The following is a 24594-nucleotide window of genomic DNA, read 5'->3' as shown; positions in this document are numbered from 1 at the left end:
GGAAGGTCCGTTGTCAGACCCTCCTGCGACACTCGCAGACATGACCGATCGCTGGGCGCTCGCTCCGGCCGAGGACGGTGGCGTGGAGCTCGCCCCCCTCGGTCCGGACGGGCTGCCCGCCGGGCCGGTCAGGCGGGAGCGGGACCTCGGGGAGGCCGTGCGGGGGCGGCCCGAGGTGGCGCGGTGGGTGTGGCGGTCCACCGCCGAGGTCTATCCGCGACTGCTCGCCGCGGGGGTGCGGGTGGAGCGGTGCTACGACGTCGAGGACGCCGAGACCCTGCTGCTCGGCCACGCGGGGAGGTACGGCGAACCCCGCTCGGCCGCCGCCGCCCTGGCCCGGCTCCGCGGCGGCCCGGTACCGCCCGACCCGCCCCAGCGCTCGGCCGAACCGGGCTCGCAGTCCTCCCTCTTCGAGCCGCAGAGCGTCCACCTCCCGCTGACCGACCTCGTCGAGGTCTACGCCGACCAGCTGCGCCGGCACGACACCACCGCGCACCCCGACCGGATGCGGCTGCTGACCGCGGCGGAGTCGGCGGGGATGCTGGTGGCCGCCGAGATGAACCGCGCCGGGCTGCCGTGGAGCGCCGAGACCCACCGCCGGGTGCTGCACGAACTGCTCGGCGAGCGGTATGCCGGCGGCGGTGAGCCCCGGCGGCTGGCCGAGCTCGCCGACGAGGTGTCCGGGGCCTTCGGGCGCCGGGTGCGGCCCGATCTGCCGGCCGATGTCGTCAAGGCGTTCGCGCAGGCCGGGATCAAGGTGCGCTCGACCCGGCGCTGGGAGATCGAGTCCGTCGACCACCCGGCCGTGAAGCCGCTGATCGAGTACAAGAAGCTGTACCGCATCTGGGTCGCCCACGGCTGGTCCTGGCTCCAGGACTGGGTGCGGGACGGCCGGTTCCGGCCCGAGTTCCAGGCGGGCGGGACCGTCACCGGCCGCTGGGTCACCAACGGCGGGGGCGCCCTTCAGATCCCCAAGGTGATCCGCCGCGCCGTGGTCGCCGACCCGGGCTGGCGGCTGGTCGTCGCCGACGCCGACCAGATGGAGCCGCGCGTCCTCGCCGCGATCTCCCGCGACCCCGGGCTGATGGAGGTGGCGGGCCGGGCGACCGACCTGTACCAGTCCGTCTCCGACCGGGCCTTCTCCGGCGACCGCGACCAGGCCAAGCTCGCCGTGCTCGGCGCGGTCTACGGCCAGACCTCGGGCGACGGGCTGAAGAACCTCGCCGCGCTCCGACGCCGCTTCCCCAAGGCGGTGGCCTACGTCGACGACGCGGCCCGCGCGGGCGAGGAGGGCCGGCTGGTGCGGACCTGGCTGGGGCGGACGTGCCCGCCTGCGGCCGGGGCCGGTGACGCCGGGGAGGAGGCCGGCATCCCGCAGGACGAGCCGTCCGGACAGCCCGCCGAGGAGGGCTGGATGCCGGGCTACGCGTCCACCAACTCCCGTGCCCGGGGCCGTTTCGCCCGCAACTTCGTCGTGCAGGGCAGTGCCGCCGACTGGGCCCTGCTGCTGCTTGCCGCGCTGCGCCAGGCCTGTGCGGGGATGGCGGCCGAGCTGGTCTTCTTCCAGCACGACGAGGTGATCGTGCACTGTCCCGAGGAGGAGGCCGAGGCGGTGGTGGCGGCGATCCGGGAGGCGTCGGACCTGGCGGGGCGGCTGACGTTCGGGGCGACGCCGGTGCGGTTCCCGTTCACGACGGCGGTGGTGGAGTGCTATGCCGACGCCAAGTGATCAGCGCGGGTCCCCCGGGTCCGACTCGCCCAGCAGCTCCCGGAGTTCGTGCCGGACCGCCTGCTCGTCCGTACCCTCCAGCGCGTCGAGGGCGGCCCGCCACTGCTCGTACGCCTCCTCCGTCCGGCCCCGCTCGCGCAGCAGGAGACCGTGCTGGTGGCGGGCGAGGGCGCCGGTGCGGCGGTCGGTGCGGGCGTCCGCGCGGCGCAGCAGCTCCGTGCACTCGGCGTCGGCTCGGTCGGCATGGCCCAGCAGGCGCAGGGCGCGGACCAGGTGGAGACGGGTCCGGGACTCGCTGGGCCAGTCGGCGAGGTCGTCGAGGAGACGCAGGCTCGTCTCGAAGTGCGGGACTGCGGCGGCCGGTTCGCCGAGGGTGAGGTGGGCGCGGCCGATGCCGGAGTGTGCCGTGTGCCGGACGGCCGTGCTGCCGGTGTCCTCGCCGATGGCCAGCGAGCGGCGGTGCTGTGCGAGGGCGGCGCGTGGGTCGGTGTGCTCGTAGAGGTCTCCTAGGTGGCCGCGGGTCACGGCCTCGCCGTGGGGGTCGTTCAGCTCCCTGGAGTGGGCGAGGCTCTGGCGCAGGGCCTCGGCCGACTCGGCGTAGCGGCCCAGCACTTCGAGGAGCAGGCCCCGGTCGTCGAGGCAGCGCCGGGTCCGGGAGACCTCGCCGAGCCGCCGCCAGATCGTCAGGGCGCGGTCGGTGAGGGCCAGGGCGTCGCCGGGCCGGCCGGTCAGGAGGTGCAGGCCGGCGAGGTCGGTGAGGGCGCACGCCTCGGCCGCCTCGTCGCCGAGCCGCCGGGCCACCGCGAGGGCAATCCGGCCGAGGGTCTCGGTCTCGGCGACACGGCCGCTGCGCCGGAGGAACGGGGCGAGCAGGCGCAGCAGCGTGGAGACATGGGCGGCGGCGCGCTCGTCGGGGGTGTCCAGGTGCCGTTCGGCCAGCGCGACGACGTTCTCCAGTTCCGACTCGCCCCAGGCGAAGGCCCTCTCGGCGGACTCGAACGGCGGGATGGCCAGCACGTGCGCCGCGTGCTCCGGCGGCTGCGCGGCGGTCGGGCGGCGGCGGTCGTCCAGGTCGGGACCGGGTTCGACGAGCGCGGTGAGGACGCGTTCGGCTACGGCCGCGTACCAGCGCAGGGCGGTGCGGGCGATGTCCGGGGCGTGCCGGGCGCCGGCCAGCTCGCGGGCGAAGTCCCGGACCAGGCCGTGCGGGGCGTAGCGGCCGTACGCCGTCTCCTCCAGCAGGGCCACGTCGACGAGCCGGTCCAGGGCGTCCTCGGCACGGGACTCGTCGGTGCCGAGCAGCCGGGCGACCAGGGGGACGCCGTACGCGGGCAGGTCGAGGGCGCCGATGCGGCACAGGGCGAGCGCGGCGTCCCGGTCGGTGCGGCGCCCGGACGCGGCGAGCGCGTCGTGGGCGACGGCCAGGGAGCGGCGCACGGAGAGGTCGTCGTACTCCAGGTGCCGCAAACGGTCCTCGGTGGCGGCGAGTTGGTCGGCGAGGACGTCGGGGGTGAGGGCGTGCCGGGCGGCCAGGCGGGCGGCCACGACCCGCAGGGCCAGGGGGAGGCGGCCGGTGAGTTCTATCAGGGGGTGGGTGGCGTCTACGGCGGTGCGGGCGTCCGCGGGAGCGGAGGCGGTGCCGGGAGTCCCCGGTGCGGCCGGGTCCGGCCTGCCCGAGAGCGCCTGGAGGAGGTCGGCGCTCTCCTCGGCCGAGAGGGGGGTGAGGGGGAAGCGGTGGGCGTCGTCGAGGGCGGTCAGCGGGGAGCGGCTGGTGACGATCACGGCGCAGCCGTGGCCGCCCGGCAGCAGGGGGCGTACCTGAGCGGCGCTCGCGGCGTCGTCCAGGACCATCAGGGTGCGGGTGGGGGCGAGCAGGGAGCGGAGCAACGCGGCTGCCGCGTCCGGGTGTTCGGGGATGGTGCGCGGGTCGACACCGAGGTCGCGGAGCAGGGCGGTGAGCGCCTGGGACGGGGTGAGCGGGGTCATGCCCGGGCTGGCGCCCTGGAGATGGACGTAGAGCTGCCCGTCGGGAAAACGTTCCCGCATCCCATGGGCGACATGCAGCGCGAGCGCGCTCTTGCCGACGCCGGCCATGCCGCTGACGACCCCCACGGCGGGCCGGTCGCCGGGGGCGAGGGCGCGGCGGAGGTCCTCGCGGGTGTCTACGCGGCCGGTGAAGTGGCCGGGGGGTGGCGGGAGTTGGGCGGGGCGGGGGTACTGGAGGGGGGTGGGTGGTGTCGGGTCGGAGTCGGGGCCTTCGACCTCGGGGGACGGCGGCTGGGTGCCGGAGGGCGGGCCTTCCGCGCCGGACGACGACAACGGGACGGCGGAGGACGGTCCTTCGGGGGCATGGCGCGGCAACTCCCCTGCCGGCGGGGGTTCTTCGCGCGTAGCGTCGGCCGGAAATGAGCGGGGCGGGGTGGTGCGGTGGGGCCCGGGCGTCTCGTCGGCGGCGCCGCGACCGGCCGCCCGGTGTCCCCCAGTGGGGTCGCTGCGGCGTGATGCCGGTGCCACCCCGCCCCCCGTTCCCGTACCGCCACCCTCGTCCTGCCGGTCCCTGTCGCCGCCGGTGGACGACCCCGCCCGCAGCACCTCCACATGCGCCTCCCGCACGCCCGGCCCCGGCTCCACGCCGAGTTCCTCGACGAGGCGGGTGCGCAGGTCGCGGTGGACCGCGAGGGCCTCGGCCTGGCGGCCCGTGCGGTGGAGGGCGAGCATCAGCTGGCGGTGGTAGGACTCGCGCAGCGGGTGTTCGGCGGCGAGCGCGGAGAGCGCGGGGACCAGGGCGTCGGCGCGGGTGTCGGGTACGGCGAGCTCAGCGTCGTAGCGCCACTCCAGAAGGAGCAGCCGGGCCTCCTCCAGGCGCTGCACCAGGGCGTATCCGGCGAGTTCGGAGGGGACTCCGCCGAGCGGCGCGCCCCGCCACAGCGCGAGGGCGAAGGCGCAGGCGCGGACGGTCCCGGGCCAGTCGGCGACGGCGTGCGCGGCGCGGGCGGCGGCGACCCGGGCCTCGAAGACCTGCACGTCCAGCTCGCCCGGCGCCACCCGCAGCACATAGCCGGGGCCGACGGCCCGCAGCCGGTCGGGGTCGTCGAGGAGCCTGCGCAGCCGGGAGACGTGGTTGTGCAGCGAGGCCTGCGCGGACGCCGGCGGGGCGCTCCCCCACAGGGCGTCCTTGAGGGACTCGGCGGAGACCACCCGCCCGGCCTCCAGGAGCAGCGCGGCCAGCAGGATCCGGAGCTTGCGGCTGCCGACGACCCGCACACCGGCGTCGCCGTCACCGTCGTACAGAATCGGCGGCCCGAGCAGTCCGAACCGCAGCCCCGACTGCGATCCGCGCCCCATCACGCCGCCCACTTCTGGCGGATTTCCGCCCTCTCAACGGCGGTTTCCCGCCAGCCGTCCGACGCACACCGCTGCCGGAATCCGCTACCGTCCCACGGTTCCGCCGCCGGTTCCACAGTGCCGTCCGTCGAGTTCACGCCAATCGGCGGGCAGCGAAAGATAGGTGCGTTGGCCACATGTTAGCGATTTGTTGGCGCCACCTGATGTGATCACTACATCGGATCTGGCCCGAGGGTGCGCGCGTAGAACGCGCAGCTCGGGGGAGTGTCGCCGTCGTGGCCGGATCCGGGGGACGCGAGAGGGCCGCGGTCGGTGGAGGTGAGCGACCGGGGCCCTCGTCCCTTCCCGGCGCCGCTCAGATGACCGGCGGCCGGCCCAGGCGGGTGAGCCGCCACACGGTCCGCCAGCGCATCGGGCGCCGCTCGCCCGCCGGTTCCCGTACGCCCTCCACGAACCCGGCGAACCAGGCGCGCAGTCCGCTCGCCGACCGGCTCCGCAGCAGGGTCAGGGCCGTCCAGACGCCGAGGTGGACCGGGATCAGCGGCCAGGGCAGCCGGCGGCGCACCAGCCAGACCCGGTTGCGGGCGTTGACCCGGTAGTAGACGGCGTGCCGGGCGGGTGAGGTCCTCGGGTGCTGGAGGAGCAGTTCGGGCGCGTACAGGATGCGCCAGCCGTGGTCGGCCGCCCGCCACGCCAGGTCGATCTCCTCGTGCGCGAAGAAGAACTCGGCGGGCCAGTCCCCGGTCTCGGCGAGCATGGTCATACGGAAGGCGTGTCCGCCGCCCAGGAACCCGGTGACATCTCCGCCGCGCAACGGGTCGCCCGCCCCGATCCGGGGCACGTGCCGCTGCTGGGTCTCGCCGTGCTCGTCGGCGATGCGGAAGCCGATGATGCCGAGCCGGTCGTCGGCGTCGAACAACTCCCCTACGCGGCGCAGCACATCGGGGTCGACGAGGAGTCCGTCGTCGTCGAGTTCGACCACGATGTCGATGTCCCCGAACTCCCGCAGCCGGGCCAGCCCGACGTTCCGGCCGCCGGGGCAGCCCAGGTTCTCCTCGACGTCGACGGTGGTGACCTCGCCGGGCAGGGAGAGCCGTTCGGCGAACTCCGGCAGCCGGCAGCCGTTGCCGACGACGACGATCCGGTCGGCGGCGACGTCCTGCTTGGCCACCGACCGCAGCAGCGCGTCGACTTCGTCGGGCCGGTTCCCCATCGTCACCACGGCGACGGCGATCCTCGGCGCGTCCATGTCCCCACCCCACCCACATCGCGACCGGCACCCGACCGGCACCAACCGGCGCGATGCTAGTCGTTCACGGTAAGGACGTCTCAAGTACGGGAATGTGTGGGCGGGTTGGAGGGGCGGGGAGGGCCTCGGGGGGGGGAGGGCCGGGCGGGGGTTCAGGTGCGGGGACTCAGGTGCGGCGGTTCTCCCTGCGGCGTACGAACTTCAGGCCCGACCAGTCCTCCCCCAGTGCCGCGACCTTCACGTCGACCGCGCCGAGGGGGAGGAACAGGTCGCGCAGGTCGTTCTCGGTGATGTCGCTGACGTGGCCGGCGGCCCGGCGCGGCCAGGCGATCCAGAGCGCGGCGTGGTCGGCGATCCCGGCGGCGAGTGCGGGGGCCCGGACGGCGAGGTGGGCGTGCTCGCGGTGGAAGGAGACGGTGACGTCCGCGTCCTGGGGGCCGCCGGCGGCGAGGTCGCAGTCGGCGGGCAGGCCGGGGATGTCCCAGCCGGTGGGCGCGGCGTCCAGCCGTACCCGGTGGCCCGGCTTGACGCCGAGTTTGCGGGCGAGGGGCGTGCCCGAGTATCCGGTCGTCGACATCGGGCACCTCCTCGTACCGGTCCGGTCAAAGTCCGATCCCGTCCGGTCCGGTCCCGCCCCGTCCCGTCCCCCTTCACGGTCTCAGGCTCCCGGCTACCTCACCACCCGTGCGAGCAGCGTGGCGAGGTCGGCCAGGAACTGGAGCCAGGGGCGGGCCTGCTCGGCCCGCCGCCCGAACCGTCTGCGCCAACCACCGGTCCTGACGTCCTCCCGCCGCTGCACCGCCCGGTCCCGGACCCGCTGTAACGACCTGCTACGGCTCGTTCCGATGCGCTTGCGTCGCCTCATGCGGGGACGGTAGCCGGGGTGGAATCGGGGGCGCAGGGCGGCGGACCGCCAAAGCGGGCGGAGGGTTTTTGGCGGTAACGCGTAAACCCCGCCCGATTCAGCGCCCCACCTCGAACCTCGCCGCGTCCCCCACGAACACCGTGTCCCCGTCCTCCCCCGTCGCCAGGACCGACACCTGCCAAGCCCCGGTGGCGAGTTCGGCGGCGTCCGCCTTCGTGACCGTGAGTGTGTAGGTGCAGCGGGCCGTCTCGTCGGAGACGCTCACGCACTTGGCGCTCTCCACGTCCCGGAGCTCCTCGGCGGTCGGGTCGAGCTGGGAACTCAGCGGCCAGGCAAGGACCTTGAGGTCGCGGACGCCGGAGTCGTCGGAGACGTCCGCGGTGAAGGAGAGGGAGCCGTCGCGGTCGCCGGTGGGTGCGGTGTAACGGGCCGAGGCGTGTTCCACGGTCGGTTCCGTGGCGGCCGAGGCCACGGCGAGCCCGCCCGCGGTGATGCCACCGACGGCGGCGACGGCGACGAGCGAGGACAGGACGATGCGCTTGGACATGGAGGATCCCCGTGAGTGAGTCGTGACAAGTCGAACAGTGAGCCGAGTACGGCCAGTCGAACAATGAGCCGAGTACGGCCACCGGAAGGGCCGTTCAGCCGCTTCCTCGATGTGATCGAGCCTAGGGTCCGGCCCCCGCCCGGTCCTCGTGCGGCGGGACGATCGCCGCCTCGAACCGGAGATGGAGGGCACCCGCCGGCCGTCCACCCTCCACACCCTCCACCCCTGGTAAGAGACCGGAATCCCCCTCCAGCGGGAGCCGGACCAGGTGTCCGCCGCCCTAGCCTGGAGCGGCCATGACCTTCCTGAACCGAACCGACGACCGGCTGCTCCCGGCCCTCCTGCTCTGTGCCCAGGCCGCCGTGTGGCCGGGTGCGGAGCTGGTCCGCGGGACCGTGCCGTCCGGCTACGCCCTGCTCGTCGCGGCCCTGGTCGCCGGCTCGGTGACGGCCGTGCTCGCGCTGCGCCGCGCCCGTCCCGTGACCGCGCTGGCCGTGGTCGCCGTGGCCTGCGCGCTGGGCGCAGGCCCCCTGCCCGCGGGAGCGACGGCGGTGCTGGGCACGGCGGGTGTCGCGCTGGCGCTGCTCACCGTGGCGACCGAGCGGGACGCCTTCACCGCCGTGCTGTGCGTGGCGGCGCTGGCCTGCTGGCAGTCGCTCCAGGGCATCACCCTGCACGGCCTGACCGACCACGACGGCCTCGACCTGGTCCTGACCGCGCTGCTGTACGCCGCCTCGTGCGGCGCCGGTCTGCTGCTACGGCGTCGGCGGCACGCGGCGCGGGCGGCCGAGGCGCTGCTGAAGCGGGCCGAGTCCGAGCGCCACCGGCTCCCGGCGGTCGAACGACGGCGTATGGAGCGGGAGTTGCACGACGTCAGTGCCCATCATCTGACCGCGGTCGTGGTCACCGCGGGCGCGGCGCTCGGACTGCGTGAGCGGCGCCCCGAACTCACCGAGGAGGCACTGGAGTTCACCGCCGAGACCGGTCGCGAGGTCACCCGTGCGCTGGGCGCGGTCCGGGCACCGGCGCCCTCGCGGGAGGAACTCCCCTCCCCCGAGGAGCGGTTGCTGGCCCTGGTCGCCGGGTTCCGGCGGCTGGACCAGAGCGTCGACTGCGCGATCGACCCGCTGCCCGAGGGGGCCGTCGCGGACGCGGCGTACGGCATCGTGCGCGAGGCGCTGACCAACGTGGCCCGGTACGCGCCGGGCGCGCCGACGACCGTGGTGTGCCGCTACGGCGACTCGCGCACCGACGTCGTGGTCACCAGCGCGGCACCGCGGGAGGGCGCGGCCACCCATGGTGCCGGGCTCGGCGGTGGCCGCGGGCAGGGCTTCCTGCGGTCCAGGGCACGGGAGTTGGGCGGCACGCTGACCACCGGTCCGACGCCTGAGGGCGGTTGGGAGGTGCGGGCGGTCCTGCCCGGCCGGAGCACGGCCCCGGTGGACGCGGCCGTCCCGCGCGGCTACCGGGTGGCCCAGGTGGTGGCGGCGCTGGGCCTCGTCCTGCAACCCCTGCTCCCGGCCCTGGTGATCCGCGCCGAGGACACGTCGAGCGCGTCGAGGGTGTCGGCGGGGCTGCTGTTCGCGCTGCTCGCGGCGGCCCAGGCGGTGGCCCTGCTGTGGCTGCGCCGGGCGCCGAGGGTGTCGTACGGCATGCTGCTGGGCGTGGCCCTGCTGTGGCCGGTGGCGATGGCCGTGGGCGACTACGGCGGGCCGGTGCTGCTGCCGCCGGTGCTGGGGGTGTTCGGCACGGGGGTGGCGGTGGTGCTGGGCGCGGCTGCCCGTACCGGATCGAGCGGCGAGGTGTCCGGGAGAGGGTCCCTGCTCGCCGTGGCGGCCCACACGGTCTCCCTCGTCGCCGCCGTGCTGGACCGGGGTTCGACAGCCCCTGTCTGGGCGGTGGTCGGCGGGTCGCTGGCCGGGAGCGCGGCGGTGATCGGTGGTGCCCGGCTGGCCGGGACCCGGTGGGGGCGGCGGGACCGGGCCGTCGAGGGTGAGCGGGACGCGCGGGTGGCCGGGTGGACCGAGGAGGCCGTCCGGGACGCGTGGGCCGAGCGGCGCCGTATCGCCGACGGGCTGGAGACGACCGTGCTGTCGCGCACCGCCGCCATGGTCGCGGAGGCGGAGGCGGGCCGGCTGGAGCCCGCGGCGGACCGGGCCCGGGAGGCGCTGGCCGCGATGCGGGCCCTGCTGGACGCGGTCCGGGACGGTGAGACGGGACCCGAACTGCGCCCGCAGCCCACCCTCCAGGCCCTCGACCTGCTCGCCCACCAGTGCCGGGCCACCGGCCGCGAGGTGGAGATACGGCTGACCGAGCGGGTGCCGGAGCGGCTGCCGACCGCCGTCGACCTGGCCGCCTATCACGCCGCCGAGACCCTGCTCGGGGCCGGTGGCGCGGACCCCGCGGTGCTCGAACTCGACGCGCACGACGGTACGTTGACGCTCACGGCCACCGGGGTGCCCGGTACCGCCGCGGTACGGGAGCGGCTGGCCGCGCGGATCGCACCGCTCGGCGGCAGCCTGGCCGGAGACGAAGCCGGAGCCGGAGCCGGAGACGGAGCCGGAGCCGGAGCCGGAGCCGAGGACAAAGACCGTGCCGGCGCGGCGGGCACGGTCCGCGTCCGGCTGCCGATCGTGCCGGTTCCGCGAGCGGGCCATGGAGAAGGGGAACGATGAGTCTCAAGGTGCTGGTCGTCGACGACCAGGGTGTCGTACGGGCGGGTTTCGCCGCCGTGATCGACGCCGAGGAGGACATGACGGTCGTCGGCGAGGCCGCCGACGGGGCCGCCGCGGTGCAGCTCGCGCAGGAACTGGCCCCCGACGTGGTCGTGATGGACGTACGCATGCCGGAGCTGGACGGTATCGCCGCGACCCGGATCATCACCGGGCGCCCGGACGCCCCGCGGGTCCTGGTGCTGACCACCTTCGACCTCGACGCGTACGTCTTCGACGCGCTGCGCGCCGGTGCGTCGGGGTTCCTGCTCAAGGACGTACAGCCGTCCGAACTGCTCCAGGGCATCCGGGTGGTGGCCACCGGCGAGAGCGTGCTCGCCCCGTCTGCGACCCGCCGGCTCATCGGCCACTACGCCTCCGGGGCGGGCGCCGGTTTCCGCTCCGGGGACGGCCCGCGCGAGCTGGACAGCCTGACCGCCAGTCAGCGGGGTGTCCTCGCGCTGGTCGCGGCCGGGCTCAACAACGCGGAGATCGCCGAGGAGCTCGGCATCACCGTGGGCACGGTCAAGTCCCATGTGAACGCCCTGCTCCGCAAGCTCGGCCTGCGCGACCGCGTGCAGGCGACGATCCTCGCCTACGACCTCGGACTGACCCGTCCGCATCCGCCCGGCGCCCACCTCTGACCAGCAAGGACGCTCCCGTGACAGCCCTCCGCAAGGCCCTCACCAGCCCGGCCGCGCTCATCTATCTGGCCCTCTGCGCCGCGCTCCTCGTCTGGGCGATCGTGGTGACCGTCGGCGACTCCTCGGACGAGTCGATGGCGGGCGTCATCCCGCTGCTGGCCACGGCCCCGTGCAGCCTCGTCCTGCTCGCCCTCCCGGACGGCTGGGTGATGGTGGTGCTCGCGGTGGCGTTCGGCGCCGTGGTCAACGCGACGGTCATCGGCTGGTGCGCGCGGATGCTGAGGCGTGGGGGCGACCGGGCCCGGTGACGCGGGGGCGCGCCGGTATCAGCGCACCACGTGCTCGTCTGCGGCAGGGGTCGCCGTGTCCACGGCTTCTACGGTCTCCACCGCGCCCACCGCTTCTACGGTCTCCACCGTGCCCACCGCTTCTACGGTCCCCACCGTGTCCGCCCCTTCGACGGTCTCCACCGTGTCCGCCCCTTCCAACGTCTCCCCCGCCCCGGACCCCTTCGGCGCCCCGTGCGCCGCCATGATCCCGGCGATGACCAGCAGCGCGCCGACGGGTTGGTTCCAGGCCAGGCGTTCGTCCAGCAGGAGCACGCCCGCCGTGACGCCGACGACCGGGGTGAGATAGGTGACCGCGGCGGCGTTCACCGCGCCCCAGGCCTGGACGATGTTGTTGTTCCACAGATAGGCGAGGCCGGTGCTCAGGGCGCCCAGCGCCAGCATGCTCAGCGCGATCGGCGCGTCGACGCGGGGCGCGGGCGCGGCGAGCCAGGGCGTGGCCGCCAGCATGATGACCGCGCCGATGGTGACCTGCACGAAGGCGACGCTCACCGCGGGCAGTCCGAGCGGGGCGACGAACCGGCGCAGGTAGACGAAGGCGACGCCGTAGCAGGCGGTGGCGCCCAGACAGGCGAGCTCGGCGAGGAGGTCGCCGCCCCCGCCCGTCAGGCCCCCGGGCCCGATCAGCACCAGCACCCCGGCGAACCCGGCGAGCAGTCCGGTCGTACGGCGCCGGTTCAGCCGTTCGTCGGCCAGCGCGACCGTGCCGACCGCGAGGGTGAGCAGCGGGGTGGTGGCGTTGAGGATGCTCGCCATGCCGGAGTCGAGGTGCTGCTCGGCCCAGGAGAAGAGCAGGAAGGGCACGACGCACAGCAGGACGGACACCGCGGACAGCCGCAGCCAGAGCCCGGGGTCCCGGGGGATCCGGCTGCGGGTGACCGCCATGACCGCGCAGAGCGCCAGCGCGCCCAGCACCAGCCGGCCCCACACCACCTGACCGGGGGTCAGCCCGTCCAGCGCGACCTTGATGAACAGGAAACTCGAGCCCCACGCGCACGCCAGCGCGACGAACTGTGCCCCGATGCGCAGCCGCACGCCGACGCACCCCCCTTTGTTGTCGGTCCTACTGCGCGGCGGCCGCCGCGATGGGTGCCACCGCGGGCGCCACGATCCGTACGTAGTCCTCGGTGGCCATGACCACGGAGCGGTCGAGGCGCCCCGCGTTGAAGGCGATCTCCTCGTGGGCGGCGAGGAACTCCTCGTCCGCGACGACCGGCAGCGTCCCCGACAGCGACAGCGGCGGGATCGCGCCGACCACGCAGCCGGTGAGTTCCTCGGCGAGGTCCGAGGGGGCGAAGCCGCCCTTCTTGCCCTCGACCGCGGCGACGACCTTCTTCAGGTCCGCGCGCCGGTCGCCCGCCAGCACGGCGAGCACCGCCGGGGAGTCGATCCCCTTCACCCGGCACACCAGCGCCTTCGCGCCCTGCGCCACGCTGGTGCCGCGCACCGCGGACACCTCCTCGGAGCGCCCCTCGGCCGGGTGCTCGACCACGCGGTACCTGGCCTTCTCACGCTCGAGGAGGTCGACGATCTGCTCGAAGGGACTCAACTGCGGCCTCCCGGGGCCTCGGCGGGCGTACGGCCACGGAGCGGGGCCGCGTAGCACCGCTCCAGCCGGCTGACGAAGGTGTCGACGAAGGACGGCGGTGCCTCGGTCCAGGACCGCCAGTCACGTGTCGCCTCCGCAAGGTACGACATGCGCCGCACATGCTTCCAAGTCCCTTCACCCGTAAGAGAATTGAGTCCCTCGGGGAGGTCGGCGGCGAGATCGGCGGGCAGTTGGGCGCGCAGGGCCTCCAGGTAGTCGGCGTAGACGCCGCTGCCGAAGTTCACCCGGGCGACGCCGTGGCCGGGCAGGGTGGTGAGGTCGACCCGGGACAGCGAGCTGCCGCCGTGCACGACGAGCGCGCGGCCGGTGCCCTCCAGGGCTCCGGTGAGGGCCTGGACGAGTCCGTGGTCGATGGCCGCGTACCGGTGTTCGCGGGCGGGCTCGGTGGCGAAGACCTCGTCCCACAGTTCGGTCTTCCGGCGGGTCTTGGCCAGCCTGCGCTCCAGCCACTCCCGCTCCAGGGCGTCGAGCAACGGCCGCTGGAAGACCGGGACTCGGCTGCGCGCCTCGCGGAACACGGCGTCCAGGCGCGGGACTTCGTCCTCCGTGGCGGCCCGGCGGGCCAGCGCCGCCACCAGCCGGTGCTCGGCGGAGTAGCGCGGCAGCCCGGCGTCGGTGAGGTCCTGCTCGACCCGCGCGCAGGCCTCCGCGAAGGCGTGCAGGTCGTCGCCGGTGGCCCGGTCGTCAAGCAGCCCGACCTCGGCGAGCGAGCGCCGGGTGCCGGCGAAGCCGTAGTCGAAGCTGTGGAACTGGCCGACGTGCGCACCGATCAGGTCGAGGTCGGTGTTCTCGACGAACCTCGCGAAGTCGCCGGTGGTGGTCTTGTTCCACTTGCGCAGCCCGGCGCCGTCGATGGAGCCGATCTCGCCCTCGACCAGGACGCCGTAGCGCCGGGCGAGTTCGGTGGCCGCGTTGGTGAACAGGACGTTCTGGTGCAGGGTACGGCCGCTGCCGTCGACCATGACCGAGTCGAACCCGGCCTCGCAGGCGGCCTGGATCACCTCGTGGTCGTCGGCGTGGTCGAGGTGCAGGCGCAGCCGGGAGCCGAGGGCGGTGTTGAGCCGGTCGACGTCCTGGCGGAGCGTGCGGAAGACCTCGGCGACGGCGGCGGCCGGGCCCCTCGCCGCGCTGTCCGCGACGAACAGCAGGGCTTCCTGCGGCGAGATCTCGCAGTAGACCTCGCGGCGGGTGCGGGCCGAGAGCAGGGCGTACGGCAGCAGCATGGACGGGTGCTTCACGTTGAAGTTCGGCACGGTTCCGGTCCATCGGGCCGGGGGCGGGGTCGCGGTGCCGGGCGGGAGTGCGCCGGGACGGCGGTTGCGCAACTCCCAGTGGAACTCCCGCCGTACGCGCTGCACTTCGGCGAGGAAGTCGGGCAGGTCCGTGTCGCCGGGCGACAGGGTGCGCACCAGCGGGCCGAGGGCCCGTGGGTCCAGGGCCCGGTCGTCCTCGACCAGGAAGACCACGCCGAGCAGCGGGTCGTCCCTGCGCAGCGCCTCGGTGCGCCGCGCCGCCCACCCCATCGCCGCCAGCCCGCTGACCGGCAGCTCCTCGCACACGAACGCCACCGACTGCGCGGCCAGCGTGTCGAGCACCCGCTCGCACGGCAACCGCTCGTCGGCGATGACCGTCCGCAGCTCCAGCCGCTCCAGCGCCGCCCGCGCCCATCCGGTGTGCCAGACCTCCGCGCTGATCACCGCGTGCGGGAGATCGGCACGGCTGCGGCGGGCGGGGGTGCGGAGCACGCCGGGGGGTAGCGGGGGGCCGGGGATGAGGCGGGTGAGGGGGGTGGTGGGAGTGCCGGGTGCGGGGGCCTTCGGCGTGCCGGGCGGCGTGGAGTTCGCGGAGGTCACTGGGGTGGGGGCCTTCGGCGCGCCCGGCGCCATGGAGTTCGCGGAGGTCACAGGGGCGGAGGCCCTCGGCGTACCCGGCGCCATGGCGCTCGCGGACGTCACTGACGCGGAGGCCCTCGGCGTACCCGGCACCATGGAGCCCGCGGAGCTCCCCGTGTCCGCCTTGCGGCCCGCACCCGCACCCGCGCCCGCCCCCGCCGCCCCCTCCCGGATCGTCCCGCTCACCGGAACACCTCCCCCAACAGCCGTGCCGCCGCCGGGGAGTCGACGTACGCGTCGAAGGAGTAGGCCAGCTGGTCCAGGGTGTGGTGCTGGAGGAGGTCGGCCACCTCGGCGCGGACCGCGGTGGGTTCGGCGCGGCGGAGGACCACCTTGGCCACCAGGCGGGCCACTTCACGCATCTCCGCCTCACGCAGCCCGCGCCGGGTCATCGCCTGGACGCCGAGCCTGAGGCCGTGCAGGCCGTTGGCGCCGGGCACCTCGATGTTGGTGGTGCGGATGCCGGCGTGGGCCAGGTCGCCCAGGGACAGCCGCAGCGCGTCGGCGGCGGAGCCGGTGACGACGTGCACCTGATGGGTCTCGGTGAACCCGAAGGACTCCCCGGAGACCCGCACCCCCTCCTCGTGCAGACCGTGCGCGAGCGCCTTGGCGTTGGCGAGGATCTGCCGTGCGTAGTCGTGGCCGTAGAGGGCGATCTCGGAGAGCGCCACGTACATCGGCGCGATCAGCTCGGCGTGCGAATTGCTCTGCATCTGCGGGCAGACCCAGTCCGACACGGCCTTGAGCTTGGGATGTTCCGCGTCCCGGAAGGCGATGTACGCCTTCTGCGGACCGGCGATCGTCTTGTGCGTGTTGCCGTGCACGGCGTCCGCGCCGAGCAGCGTCGGCTGCGGCAGCGCCCCGCCCGCGATCAGCGCCCCGTCGTGACTGGCGTCGTACGCGAGGAAGACCCCCTCGGGCAGCGCGGCCCTGATCTGCGCGAGCGGCTGCCAGCGCAGCTTGAACGACTGGTCGAGGATGACGAGTTTGATCTCCGGGTGCTCCGCGCACAGCGTGGCCAGCCGGTCCACGTCGATGAGCAGGGTCCGGTCCACCATCGGCAGGTGGTAGGTGTTGACGCCGGCCGCGGCGGCCAGCGACTCCAGGGCGAAGTGACCGCCGTCCTTGTGCGCGAAGTGCACGAAGCCGTCGCCGCGACCGCAGGTGCCGAGCAGTACGGCCTGTTCGGCGACCGAGCCGCCGTTGGGCCGCCAGTCGAAGGTGGCCGCCTCGAAGAGCTGCCGGCCGATCCCGGTCAGCTTGCCCACCAGGGACGCGTTGGCGCCGGAGTCCGGGAAGGCCCACTCGCCCGCCTCGGCCTGGTACGGCGGGGCGAACTCGTAGAAGCCGCCCTGGAGTCCGCTGCCGAGCATCCGCACCAGCCGGCTCGGGTAGTTCTCGCTGGCCGTGAGGCTCAGATGCTGTTCGCGGTAGGTGTTGTCGAGCACGAAGTCCGAGGTGAGCCGCTCCAGCAGATGCGCCACCCGGTCGTCCGCCCAGGCGGCCTCGCCGAAGGTGCCGTCGTCACTTCCCGAGGCCTCTTCGATAATTCCCTCGGCCGCCTCGACCGCCGCTTTTGCCTCGTCATCGACAAGGACCGTTCCATCGTCGACCAGGACCGTTCCGTCGTCGACAAGGACTGTTCCGCTGTCCTGTTCTGCCGCGCGCATGATTCAACCCCCGTTGCATGTCGGAAAGAACCGAAAATGAAAAGAAAACGACGGCGCTAAGTGGCGAAAGGGGCGGCGCTCAAGCACGGCACTGTGCGGAGCGCTACGCCGGAAAATGCCGGACGCGGCCGTCGACGCTCTTACGTGCCTCCCCCGCACCAGCGGCCCGGGGTTCCCTCCCGAGGCCGTCCACACGTCAACGGCGCCGACTGTACACGCCATGGATCAGCGCCCGCCCACCGCAATCCAGCCACACCCTCACCCGGCCCCACCTGGGCAAACCACGCTCCGTGGAGGGGACGTAACACAAACAACCCACATCAATCCGACCCACCCCTACCTGGCTCGAATTCGATCCCCGCACCCTGTCCGACCTCGGCATCCCTGTTTCGACACCTCGACGGTGGGGCGAATTCTCGCCACTCGCCGGAACGGGCGGCCCGACCGTCACGACCCCCGGTTCCACGCGGTACGACCGGCCCGACCACCGGAACGCGGAACCCCGCTCCCGCACCTCGCGGATTCAAACATCGTAATTCGGTCAACCGACTTCGATTTCCATGGAATTAACCTGTCCGTATTCCGGAATCTCATTGCGAACCCCCTGGAGGTCATGCAAGATCCTTCCCTCCGGCGCCGCAGAGCCATTGCCCGCCGGTGACCCAGCTGTGTGTTTTCTGTAAAAGAAAGGTCATGCGTGGCACATAAACCTTCGTCAACTCCGAAATCCGGAACCGATGTCGCGAAAACCCTGCTCGACGCCTTCGTGGCCCGCGGGCACACCCACTTCACCGGGGTGCCGTGCTCCCTGCTGAAGGGGTTCTTCCGGCTGCTGGAGCAGCCCGGAAGCCCGGCCGTCTACCTCCCCGCGCCGCGTGAGGACAGCGCCCTGGGCGTGGCCTCCGGACTGGCCGTGGCGGGCGCGCACCCCGTGGTCCTGATGCAGAACTCGGGGCTCGGCTACTCGCTGAACGTCCTCACCTCGTTCAACCTCATCTACGACGTCCATCTGCCGCTGGTGGTCAGCTGGCGCGGCCACGACGGCAACGACGCGGTGGAGCACGACGTCATCGGACGCGAACTCACCCGGCTCCTCGACGTGTTCGGCCTGCCCTGGACGGTGCTGGACAACGACCGCCCGGAGGACTCCGTGGAGGCGTTCCTCAAGCAGTACGACTCCGGCCGGAGCACCGCCGTACTCATCGTCCGGGAAGGGATCTGAGCGTTGCTGGACATCCGTGACGCCCTCGGCGTCCTGCTGGAGCGCGAGTCCACCGCCCTGACGGTGACCACGTGCGGCTACATCACCCGGGACGTGTACAACCTCCGGGACCGCGACAGCCACTTCTATCTGGTGGGGTCGATGGGCATGGCCGCCCCGATCGGGCTCGGCATCGCCCTGGCCCACCCGGACCGCCGGGTGCTGGTGCTGGACGGCGACGGCTCGTTCGCCATGAACCCGGGCTGTCTGCCGATGATCGCCGAGCACCGGCCGAACCTGGTCCACGTGGTCCTGGACAACGGCGCCCACGAGAGCACCGGCGGCCAGCGCACCGTGGCCCTCGGCGACCCGGCGGCCATGGCCCTCGCGGCCGGTTACGCCGCCGCGCACACCGTGGCCGACCTCGACGAGCTGGCCGCCCTGGACCTGACCGGCACCCCCACGCTGGTCAGGGTCCGCTGCGCACCGCGCAGCCACCCCGCGGGCAAGCGCGTGGAACCGACGCCACAGCAACTGGTGAATCGTTTCCGCGCCCAACTGGCCGATCCGTCGGCGCACTTGGCGAGCGCGCCCGCGCCGCATCCGGAAGGAGCCGTGTGAAACCCACCCTGCTCGACTGCACCCTGCGCGACGGCGGCAACCAGAACGACTGGCAGTTCACCGCCACCGACGCCCGCACCATCGTCGGCACCCTGGACGCCGCCCGCGTCGACGTCATCGAGGTCGGCTACCGCGGCGGCTCCGGGAGCCGGGCCAGCGCCACCGCCGGCCCCTCGGCGCACTGCACGCCGGAGTACCTCGCCGCGCTCCCGGCCGTCTCGCACGCCGAGCTGGCCGTGATGGTCGTACCCACCGTCTGCCCGGTCAGCGCCCTGGACGACCTGCCCGACAGCCCGGTCTCCATGGTCCGGATCGCCGCCTACCCGTGGAACATCGACGGGGTCCCCGAGTACGTCCGCGCGGTGCGGGCGCTCGGCCTCAAGGTCGGCGTCAACCTGATGGCCGTCAGCTACACGACCGAGGAGCAACTGGCCGAGGTGGCCGCGGTGGTGGCGGCCGAGGCACCGGACGTCTTCTACATCGCCGACTCCTTCGGCGCGCTCACCCCGGACGACGTACGGCGCCGGATCGAGCTGCTGGCCGCACGGCTGCCGGTCCCGCTCGGACTGCACGCCCACAACAACCTGGGCCTGGCCGCGGCCAACGCGGTCGCCGGTCTGGACGCGGGCGTGAGCTGGCTGGACGCCTCGCTGTGCGCGATGGCCCGGGGCGCGGGCAACCTCGCCACCGAGCAGGCCGCGGCCTTCCTCACCGCCTGGCCCAGGTACGACACCCACGCCGATCTGCCGCTGGTCTGCGAGGCCGCCGAGTACGTGGCCGAGCAGGTGCTGCCACGCCCCATGACGGTGCGCCGGGCGGAGATCGCGGCCGGGATCAACGACCACCACTTCTACTTCCAGGACCGCATCGAGAAGATCAGCGCCCGCCACGGCCTGGACCCGTGGGAGGTCGGACGCCGGATCGGTGCGGCACAGCCGCGCAAGGTCCTCGACGAGACCGTCGAGGACGTGTGCCGGGACCTGGCAGGACAGACCGCGCAGGACAACGGAGGGAACGCATGACCGAGAACCGACCTGCCCCGCTCGAACGGCAGGAGCCGACCACCAACGCGGCCCAGCGGCTGCGCGCCGCGCTCGCCGCCCCGCAGCTGGCCCGCGCCATGGGCTCGCACAGCCCGCTCAGCGCGCGGCTCGCCGAGGAGGCCGGCTTCGACGTCGTCTGGTCCAGCGGACTGGAGATCTCCGCCACGGCCGGGGTGCCCGACGCCAACATCCTCGCCCTCGGCGAGTGCCTGGACACAGCGGCCGGCCTCGCCGCCGCGGTGGACGTACCGGTCCTCGCGGACTGCGACTCCGGGTTCGGCAACGTCAACAACGTCATCCACATGGTGCGCTCCTACGAGGCGCGCGGCGTGGCCGGCGTGTGCATCGAGGACAAGCAGTTCCCCAAGCTCAACAGCTTCATCGAGGGCAACCAGGACCTCGCCCCGCTGGACGACTTCGCGGGCAAGATCCGGGCCGCCACCGAGACCCGTACCGACATGGTCGTGGTCGCCCGGCTGGAGGCGCTGATCTCCGGCCAGGGCATGGCGGAGGCGCTGCGCCGGGCCGACGTCTACGAGCGGGCCGGAGCCGACGCCCTGCTCATCCACTCCAAGCGCAAGGACCCCGCCGAGGTCTTCGCCTTCCGCGAGTCCTACCGCGGCGACCTCCCGGTGATCGTCGTACCGACGACGTACAACCAGGTCACCGTCGAGGAGCTGGAGCAGCGCGGCTTCGCCATGGCGATCTACGCCAACCAGGCGCTGCGCAGCTCGATCCGGGCCATGCGGGAGACCCTCACCCGGATCATGCGGGACGGCACCACGCTGAACGTGGAGCCCGAACTCGCCCCGCTCAAGGAGATCTTCGACCTCCAGCGCATGCCCCAGATGCTGGCGCAGCAGGAGCGTTACGAGTCCCTGGGCCGCGAGCTCGCGGAGGCCGGCCAGTGACCACCCTGCGACTGGACTTCCACAGCACCCCGCTCGACCTGGAGGTGGCGCCCGGCGCGGAGATCGGGGACGCGCTCGCCTTCCTCGCCACCCATCTGACGGCCGAGGAGACCAAGCCGGACGAGTCGGACCGCGAGCCGGTCGCGACCCTGCGCGTGCACGCCTACGACCCCGAGCGCCTCGCGCCTCCGGCCGGGGCCGTCCAGGAGGACATCTACCTGCGCAAGAGCGCCAGCGAGTTCTTCACGGTGCCCGCCCGCCGGGCCCTCGTCGACGGCCTGGAGTACCTGGAGTGCACCAAGACCGGCAGCCGCTTCGTCTTCGACCGGGCCGCCCGGGTGGTCGACGTGACGCTCGGCGCGGGCGGTCACATGGACCTGGTCGAGCTGGTGCGCGACCTGGTGCTGAAGCACCAGGAGAACACCGGTGCCGCGGTGCTGCACGCCACCGCCGCCTACCGGGACGGCGAGGTGGTGCTGGTCACCGGCGCGAAGGGGGCGGGCAAGAGCACCGTGCTCCTGGAACTGGTGGAGCACTTCGGCTACCAGGTGCTCAGCGGCGACAAGACGGTCCTGCACGAGCTGCCCGACGGCTCGGTCGTCGCGGCCGGCTGGCCCGACTACCCGCACCTCGGCTACGGCACCGTCGCCAAGTACCCGGGCCTGAAGGAGATCGCGGGCATCGGCGACGACTACGAGCCCGCCGCGGGCCACGCCTTCTCGCCGGTCGGGAAGTTCGCGGTGGACCCGCTGCCCTTCCGAGACCGCTTCCCGAGCGCCCCGGTCGGCGTGCGGGTGCCGGTCGCGGCGATCCTGCACCCGGCGATCGGCCCCGGCGCGGACACCGTCGTCGAGCCACTCACCGGTGGCCGCGAGGAGCACGCCCAGGTGCTGCGCGCGAACGTGGAGTCCGCGTTCGACGGCGCCAACTCCGGCTGGCACCACTACCTGGACGACGAGCGCGCCGCCCAGGCCGCCCGGCTCACCCGTATCACCGAGGTGCTGGCCGGGGTCCCCGCCTGGACGCTGACCGGGCCGGGTGATCTGACGGCCGCGAACACACCGCCGCTGATCAGCGGGCCCGCGGAGGTGGCCCGGTGATCGAGCTGACGGTGGAGAGCACCGGCCTCAACTCGCACTACGACCTCACCGACCGGATCGCCGAGGCACTGGGCGAGCAGGACGCGGGCGACGGCCTCGCCGGGGTGTTCGCGCACGGCAGCACGGTCGGGCTCACCGTCATGCGCTACGAACCCGGCGCCGTACAGGACCTGTTGCGGGCCCTGGAGCGGGTCGCGCCCGAGTCCCCCGCGGACGGCGGCCGTTACCTGCACGAGCTGACGACCGCCGACCCGAACGGCTTCTCGCACCTGAAGTCCTCCCTGCTCGGCACCAGCCTCCTGGTGCCGTTCCGGGACGGCCGGATCGGCATGTCGGCGAGCCACCGCGTGGTGCTCTTCGACTTCGACCTGAAGCCCGCGACCCGCCGGGTGTTCCTCGACGCACCCCGAAGCGACGCACCCCGAAGCGACGCACCCCGTACGACCGAGAAGAAGGAGAAGAGCCGGTGAAGCTGCGGCTGGCCACCCCCGGACCCACCGAAGTCCCGCAGCGGCTGCTGCTGGCCGGGGCCCGCGAGATCATCCACCACCGCTCCACCGAGATGGAGCAGCTGATCCACGAGATCAGCGGCGGGCTGCCTCCGCTGTTCGGCACCGAGGCACCCGTGTACACCATCGCCTCCTCCGGGACCGGCGCGATGGAGGCCGCGGTCGCCAACTGCTTCTCGGCCGGCGACGAGGTCCTGGTCGTCTCCAACGGCTACTTCGGCGAGCGCTTCCAGGCGATCTGCACGCAGTACGGCCTGGTCGTGCACGTCGTCGAGAGCGACTGGGGCACCAGCGCCGACCCCGAGCGGGTGGCCGCCGCCTACCGCGAACACCCGGACGTCAAGGGCGCGTTCGTCGTCTACAGCGAGACCTCCACCGGTGCGCTCAACGACGTCGAGGCGATCGGGCGGATCTTCCGCGACACCGACGTGACCGTGGTCGTGGACGCCATCAGCGGTCTGCTGGTGCACCCGCTGGAGATGGACGCGTGGGGCCTGGACGTGGTCCTCGCCGCCTCCCACAAGGGCTTCATGCTGCCGCCGGGCCTGGCCTTCGTCGCCCTGTCCGACAAGGCGTGGCAGGCGGTCGAGCGCTCCAACGGCCCCAACTACTACTGGTCGTTCGAGCGGCTGCGGCACTTCTACCCGATGTCGTCCTCGTCGCCCGCGGTGTCCCTGCTGCTGGCCCTGCACGAGTCGCTGAAGATGCTCGACGAGGAGGGCACGGACGCCTTCCGCCGCCGGCACGCGGTCCTCGGCAAGGCGGCCGAACGCGGCCTGCTGAAGCTCGGGTTCAGCACCTTCGTGCAGGCCCCGCACCGGCGCAGCCACGTCATCACCTCGGCCCTGGCGCCCGAGGGCATCGACACCGGGCGGCTGCTGAAGACGCTGTCCACCTCGTACGGTGTCACGATGACCGGTGGACAGGCGCACCTCAAGGGCAAGTTGATCCGGGTCGGGCACGTGGGCGCGGCCGACGCCCTCGACCTGAGCGGGATCTTCGGTGCCCTGGAGATGGCCCTGCTCGACCTGGGCCACACGTTCACGCCGGGCTCCGGTGTCGGCGAGATCATCCGTACGTTCCACGAGGAAGGCAACTGATGCTCGTCCTGTTCCAGCGGGAGACCTGCCCCGACTGCAAGCCGGTGCGCGAACTGCTCACCCGGCTCCAGGTCTCCTACATCAACATCAACGTGCCCAAGCCGCGCGAGGAACGGCACGAGCTGATCCGCACCACGGGCAGCAAGTTCATCCCGGCTCTGGTGGACGGCGCGACCGTCATCCCGGGCAAGCTGCGGGAGAACGCCGACATCATCGCCTACCTCAAGGAGAGGTTCGGCGACCCGGAGGCAGTGGCACCGGACGCGGAGACGCCCGTGGCCGAGCAGCCGGAGCCCGTGGCATGACCTCCGGGCAGCAGGCGTCCGCGGCACCGCGTCTCGCGGTGCTCGCGGGCACCCCCCAACTGGTGCGCGCGGCCCGCACGTTGGGCATCGAGACCGTCTTCGTGCACGACGCGGGGCGGCCGGCGCCGCCGGTGGCCGCGGAGGCCGACCTGGCCCTCGCGGCGGACCTGGCGGACATCGACGCGCTGCACGCGGCCCTCGCGCCGCTGCACGCCGAGCGCCCCTTCGGGCGGGTGCTGTCGCTCACCGAGCACGGCCTGCTGCCCACGGCCGCGGTCGCCGAGCGACTCGGCCTGCCCGGAAACGCCTTGCACACCGTGGAGTTGCTCCAGGACAAACGGCGGATGCGGGAGCTACTCGACTCCCGCGGCGTCGGCCCGGTCCGCACCACCGCCCCGGACGGCCCGGCCGGGCTCGCCGCGTTCTGCCGTACGACGGGCGGGCCGGTGATCCTCAAACCGTCGGCCGGCACCGGCAGTCAGGCCGTCTTCCGGGTGGCCGGAGCCGAGCAGGCGGCGGACGTCTGGCGGGCGTTCGAGGCGGCGGGCGGCACCCTGCCGATCGCCGAGGAGTATCTCGACGGGCCCGAGATCAGCGTGGAGAGCTTCTCCCACGACGGGAAGCACACCGTGCTCGCGGTCACCGACAAGTCGGTCGGGCCCGCGTTCGTGGAGACCGGCCACACCCAGCCGAGCGCCCTGTCCGCGCCCATCCTGGCGGAGGTCTCCGCCCTCGTGCACGCCTTCCTGGATGCCGTCGGCCTCACCGAGGGCCCCGCCCACACCGAGGTCAAGGTGACCTCGAAGGGCCCGCGCGTCCTGGAGTCCCACAACCGGATCGGCGGCGACAAGATCCGCGAACTGCTGCGCCGGGCCTACGCGTTGGACGTGGTGGCGCTCACCGCGGGCTGTCCGTTCGGCCTGCTGAGGCCGCCCGCGGAACCGCCGGTGGCCCGCCGGGGAGCGGCCATCCGCTTCCTCACCCCGGCGCCCGGCACGGTCCGCCGCATCACCCTGCCCGACACCCCCGCGGAGATCCACCTCGCCGTGTCCCCCGGGGACGTGGTCCGCCCGGTGCGCAGCTCCCAGGACCGCGCCGGGTACGTCATCGCCGACGGCACCGACGCCGCCGACGCCGCCCGGATCTGCGAGGACGTGGCCTCCCGGGTCCGGATCGACACGGGCGGGTGAGCGCGG

At 73.4% G+C, this 24594-nt stretch carries 22 protein-coding genes; 13 read left to right on the top strand and 9 right to left on the bottom strand.

Annotated features, from left to right (window positions below; translation table 11 throughout):
* The first annotated feature begins 40 nt into the window (after positions 1 to 40).
* A complete protein-coding gene (locus G3I78_RS16710) occupies positions 41 to 1729 on the top strand; it encodes a bifunctional 3'-5' exonuclease/DNA polymerase (protein ID WP_164425080.1) in 1689 nt (562 codons plus the stop codon).
* On the opposite strand, the gene G3I78_RS16705 is transcribed toward G3I78_RS16710, so the two are convergent.
* The 5 genes from G3I78_RS16705 to G3I78_RS16685 form a co-directional block, all read right to left on the bottom strand.
* A complete protein-coding gene (locus G3I78_RS16705) occupies positions 1730 to 5074 on the bottom strand; it encodes an AfsR/SARP family transcriptional regulator (RefSeq protein WP_164425078.1) in 3345 nt (1114 codons plus the stop codon).
* Positions 5075 to 5429: 355 nt separating this feature from the next.
* Positions 5430 to 6323 (bottom strand): glycosyltransferase, encoded by an 894-nt coding sequence (locus G3I78_RS16700; RefSeq protein ID WP_164425075.1) that lies wholly within the window; start codon positions 6321 to 6323, stop codon positions 5430 to 5432.
* A gap of 166 nt (positions 6324 to 6489) precedes the next feature.
* Complete coding sequence (locus G3I78_RS16695; RefSeq protein WP_164425073.1) at positions 6490 to 6900, bottom strand: DUF3052 domain-containing protein; 411 nt, start codon at positions 6898 to 6900, stop codon at positions 6490 to 6492.
* Between the two features lie 93 nt (positions 6901 to 6993).
* Positions 6994 to 7188 carry a hypothetical protein gene (locus G3I78_RS16690; RefSeq protein ID WP_164425071.1) on the bottom strand — a complete coding sequence of 65 codons (195 nt, stop codon included), beginning with the start codon at positions 7186 to 7188 and terminating at the stop codon, positions 6994 to 6996.
* A gap of 97 nt (positions 7189 to 7285) precedes the next feature.
* Positions 7286 to 7735, bottom strand: coding sequence for a DUF5707 domain-containing protein (locus G3I78_RS16685; protein ID WP_164425069.1), 450 nt, complete (start codon positions 7733 to 7735; stop codon positions 7286 to 7288).
* A 296-nt stretch (positions 7736 to 8031) separates the two neighbouring features.
* Between G3I78_RS16685 and G3I78_RS16680 the strand changes: the two genes are divergently transcribed.
* The 3 genes from G3I78_RS16680 to G3I78_RS16670 are packed head-to-tail and all read left to right on the top strand — an operon-like array spanning position 8032 to position 11398.
* Positions 8032 to 10410 carry a histidine kinase gene (locus G3I78_RS16680; RefSeq protein WP_203615008.1) on the top strand — a complete coding sequence of 793 codons (2379 nt, stop codon included), beginning with the start codon at positions 8032 to 8034 and terminating at the stop codon, positions 10408 to 10410.
* Positions 10407 to 11090 (top strand): response regulator transcription factor, encoded by a 684-nt coding sequence (locus G3I78_RS16675; protein WP_164425067.1) that lies wholly within the window; start codon positions 10407 to 10409, stop codon positions 11088 to 11090. Before G3I78_RS16680 ends, G3I78_RS16675 begins: the two co-directional genes overlap by 4 nt.
* Positions 11091 to 11107: 17 nt before the next feature.
* The gene (locus tag G3I78_RS16670) at positions 11108 to 11398 is read left to right on the top strand and encodes a hypothetical protein (RefSeq protein WP_343243775.1); all 291 of its coding nucleotides are present in this window, start codon (positions 11108 to 11110) and stop codon (positions 11396 to 11398) included.
* Between the two features lie 18 nt (positions 11399 to 11416).
* On the opposite strand, the gene G3I78_RS16665 is transcribed toward G3I78_RS16670, so the two are convergent.
* The 4 genes from G3I78_RS16665 to G3I78_RS16650 are packed head-to-tail and all read right to left on the bottom strand — an operon-like array spanning position 11417 to position 16608.
* A complete protein-coding gene (locus G3I78_RS16665) occupies positions 11417 to 12472 on the bottom strand; it encodes a DMT family transporter (RefSeq protein WP_343243774.1) in 1056 nt (351 codons plus the stop codon).
* A 28-nt stretch (positions 12473 to 12500) separates the two neighbouring features.
* Positions 12501 to 12986 carry a YbaK/EbsC family protein gene (locus G3I78_RS16660; RefSeq protein WP_164425065.1) on the bottom strand — a complete coding sequence of 162 codons (486 nt, stop codon included), beginning with the start codon at positions 12984 to 12986 and terminating at the stop codon, positions 12501 to 12503.
* Positions 12983 to 15124 carry a class II fructose-bisphosphate aldolase gene (locus tag G3I78_RS51995; protein WP_164425063.1) on the bottom strand — a complete coding sequence of 714 codons (2142 nt, stop codon included), beginning with the start codon at positions 15122 to 15124 and terminating at the stop codon, positions 12983 to 12985. Before G3I78_RS51995 ends, G3I78_RS16660 begins: the two co-directional genes overlap by 4 nt.
* Positions 15121 to 16608 (bottom strand): hypothetical protein, encoded by a 1488-nt coding sequence (locus G3I78_RS16650; protein WP_239157841.1) that lies wholly within the window; start codon positions 16606 to 16608, stop codon positions 15121 to 15123. The genes G3I78_RS51995 and G3I78_RS16650 overlap by 4 nt, the downstream gene beginning before the upstream one ends.
* 697 nt (positions 16609 to 17305) lie before the next feature.
* On the opposite strand from G3I78_RS16650, the gene G3I78_RS16645 reads away from it, so the two are divergent.
* Genes G3I78_RS16645 through G3I78_RS16605 form a run of 9 tightly spaced genes read left to right on the top strand, consistent with a single transcriptional unit; the run spans position 17306 to position 24588 of the window.
* Positions 17306 to 17830 carry a thiamine pyrophosphate-binding protein gene (locus tag G3I78_RS16645; protein ID WP_164425061.1) on the top strand — a complete coding sequence of 175 codons (525 nt, stop codon included), beginning with the start codon at positions 17306 to 17308 and terminating at the stop codon, positions 17828 to 17830.
* A gap of 3 nt (positions 17831 to 17833) precedes the next feature.
* Positions 17834 to 18430: a thiamine pyrophosphate-dependent enzyme gene (locus G3I78_RS16640; protein ID WP_164425059.1), complete on the top strand. Its 597-nt coding sequence runs from the start codon at positions 17834 to 17836 to the stop codon at positions 18428 to 18430.
* A complete protein-coding gene (locus G3I78_RS16635) occupies positions 18427 to 19452 on the top strand; it encodes an aldolase (protein WP_164425057.1) in 1026 nt (341 codons plus the stop codon). The genes G3I78_RS16640 and G3I78_RS16635 overlap by 4 nt, the downstream gene beginning before the upstream one ends.
* Positions 19449 to 20384, top strand: a complete 936-nt coding sequence (locus G3I78_RS16630) for an isocitrate lyase/phosphoenolpyruvate mutase family protein (RefSeq protein WP_164425055.1) — start codon at positions 19449 to 19451, stop codon at positions 20382 to 20384. The genes G3I78_RS16635 and G3I78_RS16630 overlap by 4 nt, the downstream gene beginning before the upstream one ends.
* Positions 20381 to 21484, top strand: coding sequence for a hypothetical protein (locus tag G3I78_RS16625; RefSeq protein ID WP_164425053.1), 1104 nt, complete (start codon positions 20381 to 20383; stop codon positions 21482 to 21484). The genes G3I78_RS16630 and G3I78_RS16625 overlap by 4 nt, the downstream gene beginning before the upstream one ends.
* Entirely contained in the window at positions 21481 to 21954 is a 474-nt protein-coding gene (locus G3I78_RS16620; RefSeq protein WP_164425051.1) for a YjbQ family protein, read from the top strand. Before G3I78_RS16625 ends, G3I78_RS16620 begins: the two co-directional genes overlap by 4 nt.
* A complete protein-coding gene (locus G3I78_RS16615) occupies positions 21951 to 23093 on the top strand; it encodes an alanine--glyoxylate aminotransferase family protein (RefSeq protein WP_164425049.1) in 1143 nt (380 codons plus the stop codon). The genes G3I78_RS16620 and G3I78_RS16615 overlap by 4 nt, the downstream gene beginning before the upstream one ends.
* The gene (locus G3I78_RS16610; protein WP_164425047.1) at positions 23093 to 23398 is read left to right on the top strand and encodes a glutaredoxin domain-containing protein; all 306 of its coding nucleotides are present in this window, start codon (positions 23093 to 23095) and stop codon (positions 23396 to 23398) included. The genes G3I78_RS16615 and G3I78_RS16610 overlap by 1 nt, the downstream gene beginning before the upstream one ends.
* Positions 23395 to 24588, top strand: a complete 1194-nt coding sequence (locus G3I78_RS16605) for an ATP-grasp domain-containing protein (RefSeq protein ID WP_164425045.1) — start codon at positions 23395 to 23397, stop codon at positions 24586 to 24588. The genes G3I78_RS16610 and G3I78_RS16605 overlap by 4 nt, the downstream gene beginning before the upstream one ends.
* Positions 24589 to 24594 lie beyond the last annotated feature (6 nt).

Origin of the sequence: Streptomyces sp. SID13726, from assembly GCF_010548375.1 — a bacterium.
In the GTDB taxonomy this organism is placed as follows: Bacteria; Actinomycetota; Actinomycetes; order Streptomycetales; family Streptomycetaceae; genus Streptomyces.
This window is presented reverse-complemented; position numbering and strand designations above follow the sequence as displayed.